We start from the raw sequence: 15819 nt of genomic DNA, 5'->3' as shown, positions 1-15819 counted from the left end.
CAATGCTTTGATAAATACGCATCCGTACGACTGAGCTCCGTAGGTGAGCTCAGCTATTTCGGACGGCACGCTCCCGCTACCACTGCACCACGCAGCGGTACATAACGCCATATTGATTTTACAGTAAGATATGAATATTTTATTTAGTATGGGGCGTAAGTACCGGCGGGTGCAAGTGCCTTTCGAAACATCTGAATCCCACCTCGGAGCGAGTACGGCAGGATGCGTTTATCAAAAATCAAAGCAGCAAAGCAATTAGACTTTTTGAAATCCGTAAGTGACAAGACAATTTTAATACCACCAGCTCACGGTTTCGTCAGATATCCTGAGGCAAAAATCTATATTAATTTTCCTCGGACATAAGAAATAGTATGGGCGCAATCCAATAATCGGTGTGCGAAGTTTGAGTTTAATGAAAATAAGAACGTCTCCGAGTTGTTTTGCTCGGAGGCGTTCTTTGAAAATATCGTTTTCACAGACTTATTCGGTACGTTCCTTTCCCCAGAAGAACAGAGCTACGGTTCCCGGACCGGTATGACTTCCAATCGTGGTACCGATATAATTGATCTCAACATGCCCCTTTAAATGTGGAAATGTCTGCTCAACCTTGTCGGCAACGGTTTTGGCATCTTCATAGCAGTCGGAGTGGGAGATAAAACATTTATCGGCATAATCCAGACCGTTCTCTGCATTTTCTTTCATACGTTCCACGATCGCTGCGATGACCTTTTTCTTGCTGCGGATCTTGTAGCGCGGGATCAGATGACCGGTGTTGTTGACATTTAATAAAGGGCAGATTCCAAGAACGGTTCCGACAGCACCGGAGGTCTTGGAGATACGTCCTCCTTTCACATAGAAGGAAAGGTCTGTAGAAAAGAACCAGTGCTGGGCGTTTAGGCGGTGATCCAGCGCAAACCGGCGAACCTCATCAATATCCTTTCCCTCATCGCGCAGATCGGCAAGCTTATCCATCAGCAGTCCGTAGCCGGAAGAAGCGGATAAAGAATCGACAACATATATTTTACGATCCGGAAATTCTTCGCGGAGAATTTCGGCAGCAATGTTAGCGGAATTGATCGAGCCGGAGATACCGGAGGAAAGGGTCAGATGGAGAATATCAAGACCCTGCTCCAGAAATTTGCGGAAATAGGATTCATATTCGTCTGCATTGACCTGGGATGTTTTAGTGTCCGAACCGGTTGCCATGCGGTGATAGAAATCCTTGAAATCCATGGATTGTCCCAGATCATCTGCGTAAGCGGTTCCGTCCAGCTCGTAGTGAAAACAGATATAAGAAATATTGCGTGCTTCAAACTGTTCCTTGGAAAGATCAGCTGTTGAGCAGCAACTTAAAATATATTGATCCATATTGACCTCCTTTAATGCGTGATTTTTACATAATTATATAAATTATACCATGAAATCATTAATCATACAAATAACTTCTGTGTATCCTGCCATAGGCGGAAAGTATCAGTGGCAGCATTGACAGTGAGATTTTGTATAGTTATACTTCTATAGGCGTAATTAGTCATTTTTATATCATGAAAGAAAAGAGGTTGTTGCCAAGTGGCAAAGAAGGGGTTCAATCTTGCGGAATTTCTGCCGCAGAGGCAGATGTCGGAGGCGTTCATCAATTCATTTTTTCTGGCATTGTCCGGTGGATTTCAGGACGCATATACATATAACTGCAGGGACGAGGTTTTTTCGAATGCACAGACGGGAAATGTTGTTCTTATGAGCCAGCATTTTATGGAAGGAAGATGGTACGAGGGGCTGCGTTATCTGTTGCCGCTTCTCGCGTTTGCGGCAGGAGTGCTTCTTGCGGAAAATGTTCAGTACCGTTACCGGAATGCAAAGCGGATTCATTGGAGACAGGGAATTTTGCTGGCAGAGATTGTGATATTGGCAGTGGTCGGTTTTATACCGCAGACGTATAATATGGCGGCGACAATATTAGTTTCCTTTGCCTGTGCCATGCAGGTGCAGTCGTTTCGGAAGGTCGGTGGATATTCGTATGCAAGCACGATGTGTATCGGTAATCTGCGGAGCGGTATGGCGGCGTTATCTTTATATGCAAGGGAACATAAGAAGGAGCAGCTTCGACAGATGGGATATTATTTTGGTGTGATCGCGACATTTGCGATTGGAGCCGGAATTGGAGGAATTACTTCCTCGTATTACGGTATTCATGTGATCTGGATTTCCTGTGTTCTTTTGGTGGTCAGCTTTGTATTGATGTCTCTGGAAAAGCTGAAATAGAAGTCGTTGTTGTGGAAAAGCAACAAATAGTAAGCGTGTTTATATAAAATATGTCATATATGTGTCAGATGAAATTGGTCATAATGTGCAGTTTGTTGGTTTTTTTTGAGAAAAAAAGAAAAAAATAGATGAAATTCACAAAACGAATCAATTGGCTGGGTGTTATCTTGACAATTGATATTCGATCAACTAAAATAAGTTTCGAAAATTGTTATATTAAACAACAAAATGCCTATCATTAAAATACCGATGGAGAAGAGATGAGATTTATCAGATTCAGTCTGGTATATCAGGGTGAGGGGCATAAATGTTAGGAGGCAAAACGATGAGAAGTAAGACAATCAAGAAAGCGATTGCTACAGTAGCCGCTGCAGCAATGGTAATCACATCAATCGTTCCTGCAGCACCGGCTCAGGCAGCGGTTAAGGCAAAGAAGCTCACAGTAAAGACAAAGAAGATCGTTCTTTACAAGGGCGCAGCTGCAGGTTATGGTTCAAAGCAGCTTAAGGTAACTGTAAAGCCTAAGAAGGCAAAGGTTACATACAAGATCAACAAGAAGAAAGTAGCTTCTGTATCTAAGAAGGGTCTTGTAAAGGCTAAGAAGCCGGGTAACGCTAAGATCACAATCAAGTCTGGCAGCAAGAAAGTTGTTGTAAAGGTTGTTGTTAAGAAAATCAAGAAGAAAGTAACAAAGGTTACAGCAACAAAGAACATTACAGTTAATGTTGGTGCAAAGCAGAAGATCAAGACATCTGTAAAGCCTAAGAAGGCTACACTCAAGGCTCTTGCATTCACATCAAATGCAAAGAAGATCGCTAAGGTTAACGCTAAGGGTGTTATCACAGGTATCAAGGCCGGTAATGCTAAGATCACTGTAAAGGCAGTGGACGGAAGCAAGAAGAAAGCAACTGTTGCAGTTCTTGTCACAGGTGCAGCTATCGCATCTAATCCTGCAATTACAACAGGTCCTTCCGTAACAACAGCTCCTACAGTAGCACCTACAGCTACAGTAGCTCCTACAACAGTTCCTACTGTTGCTCCAACAGCAGCACCTACAGAGACACCGGTAGTGTCACCATCTACAAGCCCAGTAGTGTCACCGTCTACCAGCCCGGTAGTATCGCCATCTACAGAGCCAACAGCAGCACCGGTTGAGACAATCGCTCCTGTTGTTAAGGATAATGGTGATCTGAGTTATAATCTTCCGGCTCTTGCTGAGGGATCTTCTTACAAGGTAAGCTTTGGAGAGGGTAACGATGCTGAGATTACAGCAGGTGCTGTTGCTGCAATCGAGACAATCCGCGACAGATTCGAGGCAAGTGCTCAGAAGGATGCTGTTAAGGCAGCGGAGTCTTTCGTAACAAAGGCATATGACAAAAAGGCGTTTGGTGGATTCGTTGTAAATAAGGAAGCTGGTAAGGATACAGCAGTTGTTTCTTACAATGGTAAGGACTACAATCTGACTGTTAAGGCTGACGGAGATGTTGCTAAGGTTGCTGTTGAGGGTGAGTTTTCTCTGACAGTTAAGGGTGCAAACGGATCTTATACAGTAAGTGACCTTAAGGTTGGTTCTGTAGAGGGTAATGGTGCATACGCAGCTACCGTAGCCGTTGCAGAGGATGGAACTGTTACAGCTACTATCACAGGCGCAGCAGGTGCTTGCACAGTGACTGTTCAGAATGGTAATGTAACATTGGATATCGCAAAGGCAGTTCAGGAGAAGTACGGATTCGTTATCTCAAAGTAATATCCAAGCGTAATAAGTAAACATGACAGGATCGTTACGTTTGTAACGATCCTGTTTTCATGAAATGATGATTGTTAAACTTCGAAATGGGGATAGAATATGGTGAGGGTTAGCAGAAAAGCAGGATGTATTCTTTTGGTGATTGCATTGCTTTGTCAGTTTAATGCTGCTTCGTCGGTCTGCCATGCCGGCAAGAAAGCTCTTTGGTTTAATACCACTAAAAAGACGATCACGGCAGGAAAAAGCTTCCGGCTTAAAGCAAAAGGAAAAGCGGCAAAGGGCAGATTAAAGTGGCGCAGCAGTAATAAGAAGATTGCTTCTGTTACAGCGAAGGGTAAAGTGACCGCCAAAAAGACCGGCAAGGTGAAAATAACGGTTCAGTCTGTAAAGAAGCCATCGCTAAAGGCTGTTTGTACCGTGACGGTGAAAAAGAAAAAGACGGCTGTACCGACGGAAAGCAGTAAGCCGGATTCGTCTGCAGCACCGGCGCCGATATCAACGTCACCGGCGGCAGCGACAGCGACAGCAGGTGTATCGTCAGCACCACAGGTAACACAGGAGCCGGCTGCTCCGACAGCAACCGTGTCACCGGTGCCTGCAGATGTCTCCACTCTGGTGGTTTCTACCAGTCTGGTGGAAAAGGACGGTATGACGATGACAGCGTATTTGATCAATAAGCAATATTATGGGAATATTACCGTTTGCTTAAATGGAAAGACGTATACCAAGAAAACAAGTGGAAGAAATCTTCTGTTCACGCTTGCGACCGGGGCAACCGGTGGCACTCCGGAGGTGAATCACGATGGCACGATCCGTGTCAGCAGGGAAAGTACCGATCTGGAGTACTGGACAGTAGAGGATCTGGAACTTCAGAAGACATATTATCTGAAGGGCGATCTGCAGAATGCCATAGATCCTTCTGTGGCAGACTGTGGAGTTGTTTATGTTCAGGGGGATGTTCGTTCTGATGTGCAAATATATACAAATGAACAGTAGGAAAGGGAAGTTATGAAACGCAGATTAACAGGATTAATAATTGGAATAGCGGCTTTTGCCCTAAGTGCTGTCAGTGTACAGGCAGGGGAGATCAATGCAAATGAGCAGAGTCTGATCTCTGCGGTGTCCCAGTCGTTTTCTTATAACGGTGCCACATATGTTGTGAAGAGCTCCTATATTGGGCAGGGACAGGCAAAGCTTGCGCAGGACGGTGTAGATCTTTCGGCGGCACAGGCACAGGGATACATTTCACAGTTCCATGGAAGTTATCAGGAGCTGGTACAGGAAGGATATTGTGATCTGATCTCAGAGGCGCCGGCATCCGGTAATGATACAGCAACGCCGGAACCGGAGCATTCCAAGAAGGAAGAGGCGAAGAATAAGCTTTTATTAAAGACAATCTTAGGAAAGCCGGGGACAAAGTCTGACGACAGCAAAAGTGATAAGACAGAGACACAGCAGATGGATGCTCAGACTGCCACGGCCACACCGGCAGCGGATCAGTCTTCTAACGGTGTGAATAACTGGGGGAAGGAAGAGGATCTTGGCAATTCCATCGGCTTTGAGGATGTGGACAGAGAGCAGGCAAAGCAGGGCAAAGTGACGATCTCAGGAAATGGATCAGCTTTTACTGTTCAGAATAACAATACCGATTCTAAAGACGACAACAGTAAAGCACAGGATGTGAAGGATAACTTTTTAAGTAAGATTGTTCATATTTCATTATGGAAAATTCTTTTCTGGGTGATTTCAGGAATTTCAGTTGCAGCAATTGCTGCTGTCGTATATTATATTGTTATGATCAAGCGCCAGCACAAAAAAAACCGCAGGCTTCGTGGAATTATTGCAGCAGGAGTAGGTGTTTCTGCCGGTGGATGGACGCTTCTTTTGATGGTTGCATTGGGATTATATTTTGGTGCATACAATAATAATTCCATTCAGCGCCAGTTGATGGAGAGTGACTATTTCCTCGGGGTGACTCAGATGATCCGCGAAACGGCACAGGGACAGCTTGAGGAAGCAGGCTATGATGGAAAGATTGCCTCTGAGGTTTATACATTGTCCAGTGTATATATTGAGGAGAAGCAGTATATCAGCAAGGTTCTTGCCGGAGAAAAGGATGCTGCTGTTTCAACAGATGGCATTGAAAATGCCCTGAAAACTGAGGTGACAGGCAAGAGTGATGAGAGTAATCAGCAGATGATTGAGACGCTGAAGGATACCTATGAGAACATGCTTCAGTTCAAGCTGGGCAGAGTGATCTATGAGAGTCGCACATCATTCCTTGGATGGTTTTATCTGACCTGTATTGTCAGCATTATTATGCTGTTAGTATTTTTTATACTTGCATGCAGATTGTATGGTTATCCGCATAAGGCGGCACGCATTATGTGCATTTCCATTCTGATATCATCCTGTCTTGTTGCAGGAGGTGCAGTGCTTGCAAAATTATTAAAGGTGACCGCAAAGATTGAGGCAACGCCGGTATATTATCTGCAGTTCTTACAGAAATATGCTGCGTGGAGCATCAATGTACTGATGTATATGGGATGTCTCGGCATTCTTGTTGCGATCGCGCTGATGATATGGAAACGTTATCTGCATACGATCTATGCAGAGTAGGGAGGGAGATTTCATGGAAACCGGGTTTTATGACATACATACGCATATCTTACCAGGAGTAGACGACGGTTCCAAAAGTCCGGATGAATCAAAGCACATGCTTCAGATGGCATATGATCAGGGAGTACGCCATATTGTGGCAACACCACATTTCTCTGTGAAGGGAGATAATCATCCGGTAGATGAACTCAAAGAAAAACTTGCCCTGCTTCAGAAGCAGGCGGACGAAATTGATCATTCCTTTACTGTTTCGCTTGGTAATGAACTGTTAAACGGTCCGGGGATGGTGGAGGAGCTGCAGAAGGGTCGTGCATTGACGATGGCTGGAACACGCTATATTCTGGTAGAATTTCTTCCATCTGACAAGTATCAGGTGCTTTACCATTCACTGCATGAGTACATTATGGCCGGATATATTCCGATCATTGCTCATATGGAACGCTATGAAGCACTGTATAAGAACTATGACCATATCGAGGAGCTTGCCAAGATGGGATGTTATTTCCAGATGAATACGGAAAGTATTGTGGGTGGCTTTTTACAGCGGAGAGCTGCTTACCATCGTCGGTTGATTTTGGATGGCTACATCCAGTTTATGGGAAGTGACTGTCATGGAATGGATTATCGTAAGCCGCTGATGAAAGATGCTCTTCGATATTTCGGGCAGAATCCGGATGCAGAACGCATTCTTCAAAAGATTCTGAACAAATATCCGGAGACAATGCTGTCTGACAAATATATTGATTAATCGGGAGATTAGAAAGATAAGAGGGAATCTATGGAAAAACAGCAAGATGAAGAAATCGAAATTGATTTATTAGAACTTTTTGGGGTAGTGCGCGCCAGATGGTTCAGCATACTGATGACAGGTATCATCCTTGCAGCAGTAGCCGGGATCGGAACCATGTTTCTGATCACGCCGAAGTATCAGTCCACTTCAAAGCTTTATATCGTAGGACAGACATCGGCACTCACATCACTGACCGATCTGCAGGCGGGAGCCCAGTTGACACAGGATTATATGGTGCTCGTACAGAGCCGTCCGGTGTTGGAGACTGTGATTGACAATCTCAGACTGGATATGGAATATGAGACACTCAAGGGTATGGTATCACTGAATAATCAGTCCGATACACGTATTCTTGATATTACCGTGACAGCAGATGATCCATATATGGCAAAGGAGATCGTGGACGAGATCAGCGAGGTATCTGTATCCAGAATCGCAGCAATCATGAATGTGGATGAGCCGACAACAGTAGAGTACGGTCATCTGGAGAACAGTCCAAGCAGTCCGAATACCAAGAAGAATATTGCTATCGGCGGTCTTTTAGGTCTCGTGGCAAGTGCCGGCTTTATCGTGCTGATGTATCTGTTAAATGATACGATCTGCAGCGAGGATGACGTTGAGAAGTATCTTGGTCTGAATAATCTGGGTGTCATTCCGATCGAGGAGGGCGCAATGGAACAGATGATGAAGGATAAGAGAAAACGTAAAGGTCATTCCGGTGGAATTTGGAATCGTCTTCTGTTAGGACAGCGTTCCAGGAAAGGAAATGGGTGAGAAGGTTGGCAAAGGTAAAGTTTGAAGGACGAAAGAAGTTAGATTATCGTGTCGATGAGGCATATAAATCACTTCGTACCAATGTCCAGTTCAGTGGATCAGGCGTTCAGGTAATTGATTTTACAAGCTGTACGCCAAACGAGGGTAAAAGTAGTGTGGCGTTCAATCTTGCCGTATCCTTTGCGGAGAGTGGCAAACGTGTTATCATGATCGATGCCGACATGAGAAAGTCTGTGCTGGCAGGACGATATAAGGTCGGAAGTGTGGATGCCGGACTTGCTCATTATTTATCCGGACAAAAGACGCTTGATGAAGTATGTCTGAATACAGATATCGATGGGATGGATATTATTTTTTCCGGTCCGTTTGTGCCAAATCCGGCAGAGCTTTTAGAGAGTACACATTTTCATGATCTGATTAAATACTGCAGAGAGAATTATGATTATGTGCTGATCGATACGCCGCCTCTTGGCTCTGTCATCGACAGTGCGATTGTTGCCAAGGAGTGTGACGGAGCAATCATCGTAGTTGAGGCAGATGCAATCAGTTATCATTTCGTACAGAATGTTAAGAACCAGCTTGCAAAAAGCGAGGTTAAGATTCTCGGAACAGTGCTTAACAAGGTTCCGATGGGTGGAGGAAAGTACGGATATGGTAAATATGGCTACGGCAAATACGGTTATGGAAAGTATGGTTATGGGAAGTACGGTCAGTATGGGCAATATGGGGAGTATGGTTCATATGGTCATGAAGATAAGTAAGATTCCCATAGCGTTGCGTACGATAGGGGGATATACAGCAGGATAATAAATTCTGCGTAAGTGGCAGATGTGCTGTGTGTGACAATTAAAGTGGGAGGTGTGATCACATGTATGTGAGAAGAGAAAAAAGCTGGCTGAAACATTTGGATTTCTGTATATTGGATATCATCAGCATTATTGTGGCATTTTATATTGGATATGTCTGCCGGCATGGTGCTGACAGCGGTATGGCAAACTATTATGTCAGACTGCTTTGTATCCTGGTTGTATTGGATATCTGTGTATCCTTGATCAGATCCAGTCATACCGCAATCGTGCGGAGAAGCTATCTTCGGGAGATGTTAGAGTCTGTGACACATTGTGTGTCGATTGACGGTATGGCGTTATTCTTGTTGTTCCTGATGCAGGAAACAGGAATTTATTCCAGAGAGAGTCTTCTGATTTATTTTGTATTACATGTTATTTTTACATATATTCTGCGCTGTGTGCGCAAGCATATGCTTCGAAAGAAGATGACATGCAATCCGAATGTCGAGCAGATGCTGATCTTTACGAACCGTGATGGGGCTGAGCAGTGTGTCCGTGAGCTTTCACAAGACGAATACAGAAATTATCAGGTCATCGGTGTTGTGCTGATGGATGATATTTATGAATCTGCGGATCAGACTGCTGCAGTGTCCGGAGCTGATCAGGATGCATTAAAGGTTATGCAGGAAGCGGCGGCAACAGAAGAGATCGAGGGAGTGCCGGTTGTTTCCGATTACCATGGTGTCAGAGATTATCTGATGGAGCATGTGGTAGACAGCGTTTTTTTGAATGTGTGGCTTGACAGCCGCAAAAGCCGCCGTCTGAATCATGAGCTGATCCGTGCCGGCGTTACGGTTCATATAAATCTGGTTCGTGTGCCGGATGATATTCCAAACCGCACAGTGGAGCGTCTGGGCAATTACACGGTTCTTACAACAGGTCTTCATCTGGCGAGTGCGCGTCAGGTAATGATGAAACGTTTGTTGGACATTGCAGGTGGACTGGTGGGAAGCTTTCTCACCGTGCTTATCAGCATTTTCATTGGACCGGTGATCTATCTGCAGTCTCCGGGACCAATCTTCTTTAAACAGACCCGTGTTGGTAAGAATGGTCGTACCTTTGAAATTTATAAGTTCCGTTCTATGTATATGGACGCAGAGGAACGTAAGAAAGAGCTGATGAAAGAGAATGAGATGGATGGTCTGATGTTTAAGATGAAGGACGATCCGCGAATCATTCCAATCGGAAAGTTTATCCGTAAGTATTCCATTGATGAGCTGCCGCAGTTTTTCAATGTACTGAAGGGAGATATGAGTATTGTTGGTACAAGACCGCCGACAGTGGATGAGTACGAGCAGTATCATGTACACCATAAGGGACGTCTTGCCTCCAAGCCGGGTATCACCGGACTTTGGCAGGTCAGTGGTCGCAATCAGATCACGGATTTCGAGGAAATCGTGGAGCTTGATACAGATTACATTATGAAGTGGTCTGTCAGCGAGGATATCCGTATTATCCTTAAAACAGTGCGTCTGGTTGTTGCAGGAGACGGCGAATAATGATATGTTAATAAGAGTATGTGAGTCTTGTTTGGGATTGCCGGAGAAGACCACATGCTCTTTTCTTTAATGTATGGGAAAAGGAAAATGCCGGTTATGAGCAGACGATGTTCAGAAATGGGGAATGATAATGCAAGAGAGCAGAAAAGTTTTATTTATTGAGGATGATGATACACTTGCGATGGGGACATCATACGCTCTGTCGAGCGAGGGGATTGATGTGACGCGTGTGTCTGACTGTGCCGGTGCGAAGACGTGCTGGAGAAGACAGGGGGATCAGTTTGATCTGGTGCTTTTGGATGTGATGTTGCCTGACGGTGATGGCTTTGCACTATGTGAGTGGTTCAAGGGAGAGAGAGAGGATATCCCGGTGATCTTTTTGACGGCCCTGGAGGATGAGGGCAATGTGGTTCATGGACTGCAGTATGGTGACGATTATGTGACGAAGCCGTTTCGGACGAAGGAACTGATCGCAAGGATCTACGCAAACACCAGGAAAGCAGGTCGGGAGAAATTAGTGCCGGTACAAAAGGAGACGGGGACATTCAATGGAGGATATAACAATGGAGAGCTTCGTCTTGATGAGGATACGATGAGTGCGTACCGCGGACAATTGCGGATGGAGCTGACCTTAAGTGAATATCGTTTATTTCAGGTGTTTATGCATCACATCGGACAGATATTGACCAGAGAGCAGCTGATGGAACGCCTGTGGTCAGTCGATGAGGCCTTTGTGGATGACAATACGCTGTCCGTCTATATGAGGAGACTGCGGCAGAAGCTTGATGCCGGAAGAGAGATATCCTGCATTACGACAATACGCGGTGTGGGGTATCGGATGGAGTCACTGAAGGAGTAAAGAACCGGAGGACAGGTCCCGAAGGTGCAGCTAACGATGGAAGAAGGAATTGGAAGGCAGAGGAAGACGCCGGACAACGATGAAAGAAAGGATTGAAGGCAGGATAAAATGCAGGAAAGAGCAGTCAGATTTTATTTATGGAGCAGTATCCTTCTGACCGGGATATGCAGTGGCGCAGTATATCTGATATGTCGTGTGATGGTGGGAAATACGCAGACGGATCTTTGTCAGAGAATTACTTTGCTGGCGGGTCTTATTGTATTATGGATATACGGGGGCTGGAGTCTTAGCAGACTCAGTAGACAAGTGGACCGGACCGGGGATGTGCTGGAGGAGATTCTCGCAGACAGCGCCAGGGAGGAGGAAATTCGTCAGCCGGAAATAGTGTGGGAAGAGAAGTTGTTTCACCGATATCAGGAAGGCGTTGTCGGACGGCTGGAAAGCCATCTGTTGGAATGTGTTCATATATTGGGACAGAGAGAAGTGTCGCATCATGCAGAGCAGAGATATTTAAAAGAGATGATGACAGATATTTCTCATCAGATCAAAACTCCGCTGGCATCGCTTCAGGTGTTTTTGGACATCTTTGAGAAGGAGCTCACGAAGCCGCCGATGTCGGATATGGTTGTGCAGGCACGAAGACAGGCAGACCGAATTCACAGGCTGGTGATGGGGCTTTTGAAGCTGACACAGCTTGAATCCGGGATGCTTCCGATGGAAAAGGAAGTCTGTAACCTGGAAATGATGTTGCGGGAATGTGGTCAGCTGGTGGCAGATGGGTTCCGGGATAAACAGCTTCAAATCCATTATCACGGAGCGCATGATTGCAGGGTATGGTGTGAAAGGGAATGGATGACAGAGGCGTTTCAGAATCTGATCAAAAACTGTTGTGAGTATAGTCCGCAGGAAGGAACGCTACAGATCCTGTGGTCGGAGACGCAGATGGCATATATTGTGCAGATCAGCGATCAGGGACCGGGCATCGAGCAGGGCGAGCTCCCAAAGATATTCAACCGTTTTTACAGGGTTCACCGGAGTGGTCAGGAAGGCAGTCCGGAGGGTATAGGTATTGGGCTGGCACTTGCAAAGGAGATCGTGGAGCGGCAGGGAGGAACCCTTGTGGCATACAGCAGCACCGATGCACCAAGCTTTACCCGTTTTGAGGTAACTCTGTTAAAGAACTTGCATTGATTACAAAGCGGATAGGGCATGGGAAGGCTTTTAATGCTACTCCGGGAGACAGAGGATGCGGATGCGATCCTGTGCTGTACGGGATACATGCCAGCGTTTGAAATACTGATGAGCTTCATCCAGATATTCCTGAGGAAGTCCGTTTTCGATACGCCAGATGTAGCGGCAGATCCTCTGGTAATGCAGAGGAAGCCAGCCTGCGGTCTGGGAACCGTTCTCCAATGGAAGGAATACTTCGTGAAGACCGGCTTCTGTCTCCTGCTGATAGATCTGTAAAAATACCGTAAGGATACAGAAAAGTTCATTGTCCTGATTTTGGGACAGATTCTCCTGTGTGAAATGAAGTGCCTCTTCGTAGTCGCGGAAGTCGATCATCGAGATCAGAGTGCTGACCGCATTGTCTCTGCTGACTGCGGTATTAGTGCTGCCATCCGTTGTCTGTGTCGCAATAAAGCGTTTACAGGCGTCAATCTCGACCTGATTATCCGGATAATATTCTTCGAGATAGGTCTTACGGTAGGTATGATAATCTTTCAGATTCTGTGCACCGCTGTCGTGCAGTACCCACGGTGTCTCCTGGTGTGGAACGGCAATGCGGTATCCGGCACGCGCAAATTCCTGACACTGGGACAGATCATAGAAATCCCATCCGGTAAACAGATCTGACCGCCAGAGGAAATCCTGTTGTGTCATCATAAGTAGTCCGTCGATCGCTTCAACAATAGCGAAGCTGCGGTTAGACGGAATCGGCACATCAAAATAATCATCGGAGGTTGTCAGCAGGTGGGAACGCAGTGCGCCGGTGCGCATTGGATTTGTCCAGATACAGCCGTTTTTGTGAAGCTGTTTCGTTCCAACCATACCGATCATACCGATCTGTGGGTTTTCCTGAAAGATTGCAAGTGTATCCTGAAGGAAGTTCTTATTAAGGATCAAAGCATCCTGATGAAGATATACTTTGTATTTGGCGTCGGTTTGAAGCATACCGGCATTGTAGCCCTCTGCCATGGAATTTGCACCGCGGATCGGCAGAACATTGACAACAAATCCCTCAGGAACCGTGAGCTGTTTGATATAAATCTCACACTCGTGAAGAGCGGACTCACTGTCGGTGCAAATAATAAAACTGACTTTTTGCGCATTCATATAGGCATCTTCCTTTCTGATCGATCATTATGCGGAATGTTATTATTTTCTCTTTTTCTTCTTTTTACTTTTATTATTTGACGGCTGGTTCGCTGCCGGTTCTGATGTCTCAAATACAAACGCCATGTCCTTTCGGAGCTTATAGTTGATGCCGAGCCCGATTCCGATCAGTGTGTAGAAGATTGGTGACAAAGCAACACAGGAATCGTTTGTCAGGCAGAGGATCAGGTACCCGATCACTGCACCAAGCACACCGACGCCGATAAAGGTCATATATTCGGAATAATGACATCTCCAGTAGATACGGATCGAATCGATCAGATACCAGCCGAAGAAGATCAGCAGTGCGATCAGTGAAAGCACACCGGTCTGCACACCAACCTGCAGATACATACAGTGCGGCTTGGTGATCAGCTCGTTGATATGACCGGAATTATACATGCCGACAAGGTCATTATTTGGAAATGCAATGATAAAGGTATCCGGACCGCTTCCGAGGAAGAAATATTTTTTCAGAAGAGGGATGGAACGATCCCACATGTAACCACGCATGTTGGCAAGCTTATAATGCTTGTCAAGATAAGGAACGCTCTCTTTGATCGTAGCAAGCTTCATCATAGCATTGTTGCCGCCGCGGCAATAGTAGCCGCTTTGTCCCTCTGTGTTCATCAGGTTGGAAAGATACCATGCATTGCCATCGATCGTAATCTCAAAACCATGGAAGGAATCATCCTGAACGGCCGCAAAGCTGAATGGGAAACGTGGGTCGGTGATATTGTTGGTCACACCGTCCTCTGCAAGTGCAAAACCAACTTCCTTGCCAGAGCCGTCTGTCAGCTCAAAATAGTCGGCTCCGTTTTTGTCCTGCAGCATCTTGATCACAAGCTGATCGTTTTTGGTGGTCTTGCCATTCTCTGCGGCGTTTCGCTCGGCAGACTGGTAGACAACCGTGACGTCATTCTCGTTTGTCTGGATCTCCTTGAGCGGATAATATTCTGCCTCAGAGGTAAACATCCCCTGCAGACGATTCAGCAAAACATTGTTGTTCATCGCATTGACGGCGAAGAAGGCGGCAATGATCAGAACGATACCGCTTGCAGCGATGATCCAGTTCTTGATGAAAACCTTTCTCATGCACAGAAGCATTACGATCAGTGAAACGGCAAGCGCAATGATACCGGCACGGGACTGGGATGCAAACAGGATAATAACGACGGCAACAAGTAATACAGCACTTGCAATACGCTGCCAGAGCTTTTTGACGGCAAAGATCAGTGTCAAAAGAACCGGAATGGTAAGTGCAGCATAAAATCCAACATAGTTTGGATTATATAAGGTCATATAAGGACGCCCCTTTTCGAAATTAAAAACGAGCTCTTCCTTGTAAGTAGACGGCTTGATCAGGCTCTGACCAAACTTAGTCTGGAAAAAGTCATGACCGAACGCCTGGGAAAGACCGAGGAATGACATGATGGCAATACCGATCATAAACCAGTTCATGGTTCGCTTCAAAGCCGATTCACTTTGCATGATAAAAAAGCTGTAGTAAACCATCAGACCGTACCCGAGAAGTACCCAGACAGATTCAAACTGCTCGAAGATTCCGTGGAAAGAGAAATAGGAATACTTGGATGCGATCGCAGAGAGAAGAGACAGTCCGCAGTAAACAGCGATCGGAATGAGCTGCTTGATCCAGATTGGATTCTTCTCAACGGCAAAGAAAAGATATATCAGGCAAAAGACCAGATAGCCACAGGTGATGATGATCCAGACCATTTTAAAATATAAGAAAAAGTCTGTGACATCCGTGTAGGTGGTAAACCACTCAAACTGGCCAAGATTGTTGTTATAGTTATGCATCATCGTGATCAGCGGAATGATCGCAAGAAATGCAATAATTGGAAGCAGCAGACCAAGAGGGAACTTTTCTTCCTTCTGGGGCTGTTTTCGTTTGTTTTTGTTGTATGACATAATTTCCTCCAGATAATATTATATTTACTTCGTAAAGTAACTCTTTCTAATTATAAACGTTTTCTTATGATTTCTCAACCGAAAAAGGAAAAACAGTGAGAGTCTCTTCTTAT

The 15819-nt window shown here is 45.4% G+C and carries 13 protein-coding genes; 10 read left to right on the top strand and 3 right to left on the bottom strand.

Translation table 11 applies throughout. The features are described 5' to 3' along the window. Window positions 1-480: 480 nt before the first annotated feature. Window positions 481-1368 carry a DegV family protein gene (locus tag DXA20_RS12515; protein ID WP_118561192.1) on the bottom strand — a complete coding sequence of 296 codons (888 nt, stop codon included), beginning with the start codon at window positions 1366-1368 and terminating at the stop codon, window positions 481-483. A gap of 249 nt (window positions 1369-1617) precedes the next feature. On the opposite strand from DXA20_RS12515, the gene DXA20_RS12510 reads away from it, so the two are divergent. From DXA20_RS12510 to DXA20_RS12465, 10 genes are all read left to right on the top strand, one after another. Beyond that, on the top strand, window positions 1618-2262 hold the full coding sequence (locus tag DXA20_RS12510) for a YoaK family protein (protein WP_118561201.1): 645 nt from the start codon (window positions 1618-1620) through the stop codon (window positions 2260-2262). Between the two features lie 325 nt (window positions 2263-2587). After that, window positions 2588-4009 carry an Ig-like domain-containing protein gene (locus DXA20_RS12505; protein ID WP_158577231.1) on the top strand — a complete coding sequence of 474 codons (1422 nt, stop codon included), beginning with the start codon at window positions 2588-2590 and terminating at the stop codon, window positions 4007-4009. A gap of 138 nt (window positions 4010-4147) precedes the next feature. Beyond that, the gene (locus tag DXA20_RS12500) at window positions 4148-5005 is read left to right on the top strand and encodes an Ig-like domain-containing protein (protein ID WP_243100648.1); all 858 of its coding nucleotides are present in this window, start codon (window positions 4148-4150) and stop codon (window positions 5003-5005) included. 12 nt (window positions 5006-5017) lie between these two features. Beyond that, window positions 5018-6628: a hypothetical protein gene (locus DXA20_RS12495; RefSeq protein ID WP_118561186.1), complete on the top strand. Its 1611-nt coding sequence runs from the start codon at window positions 5018-5020 to the stop codon at window positions 6626-6628. Between the two features lie 13 nt (window positions 6629-6641). Further along, on the top strand, window positions 6642-7376 hold the full coding sequence (locus tag DXA20_RS12490) for a CpsB/CapC family capsule biosynthesis tyrosine phosphatase (RefSeq protein ID WP_022307086.1): 735 nt from the start codon (window positions 6642-6644) through the stop codon (window positions 7374-7376). Window positions 7377-7406: 30 nt separating this feature from the next. Further along, complete coding sequence (locus DXA20_RS12485) at window positions 7407-8192, top strand: YveK family protein (RefSeq protein WP_118561184.1); 786 nt, start codon at window positions 7407-7409, stop codon at window positions 8190-8192. After that, on the top strand, window positions 8189-8953 hold the full coding sequence (locus DXA20_RS12480) for a CpsD/CapB family tyrosine-protein kinase (protein ID WP_022307084.1): 765 nt from the start codon (window positions 8189-8191) through the stop codon (window positions 8951-8953). Before DXA20_RS12485 ends, DXA20_RS12480 begins: the two co-directional genes overlap by 4 nt. A 107-nt stretch (window positions 8954-9060) precedes the next feature. Beyond that, window positions 9061-10539, top strand: a complete 1479-nt coding sequence (locus DXA20_RS12475) for a sugar transferase (RefSeq protein WP_118561182.1) — start codon at window positions 9061-9063, stop codon at window positions 10537-10539. Window positions 10540-10669: 130 nt separating this feature from the next. Beyond that, complete coding sequence (locus DXA20_RS12470) at window positions 10670-11398, top strand: response regulator transcription factor (RefSeq protein ID WP_022307082.1); 729 nt, start codon at window positions 10670-10672, stop codon at window positions 11396-11398. Between the two features lie 108 nt (window positions 11399-11506). After that, window positions 11507-12589 carry a sensor histidine kinase gene (locus tag DXA20_RS12465; RefSeq protein ID WP_118561180.1) on the top strand — a complete coding sequence of 361 codons (1083 nt, stop codon included), beginning with the start codon at window positions 11507-11509 and terminating at the stop codon, window positions 12587-12589. A gap of 36 nt (window positions 12590-12625) precedes the next feature. Here DXA20_RS12465 and DXA20_RS12460 read toward each other — a convergent pair whose 3' ends face one another. After that, window positions 12626-13735 carry a glycosyltransferase family protein gene (locus DXA20_RS12460; protein ID WP_118561178.1) on the bottom strand — a complete coding sequence of 370 codons (1110 nt, stop codon included), beginning with the start codon at window positions 13733-13735 and terminating at the stop codon, window positions 12626-12628. Window positions 13736-13777: 42 nt separating this feature from the next. After that, window positions 13778-15706 carry an O-antigen ligase family protein gene (locus DXA20_RS12455; RefSeq protein ID WP_118561176.1) on the bottom strand — a complete coding sequence of 643 codons (1929 nt, stop codon included), beginning with the start codon at window positions 15704-15706 and terminating at the stop codon, window positions 13778-13780. Between the last annotated feature and the right edge of the window lie 113 nt (window positions 15707-15819).

This window comes from Roseburia sp. AM59-24XD (genome assembly GCF_003478445.1).
GTDB lineage: Bacteria > Bacillota > Clostridia > Lachnospirales > Lachnospiraceae > Jutongia.
This window is presented reverse-complemented; position numbering and strand designations above follow the sequence as displayed.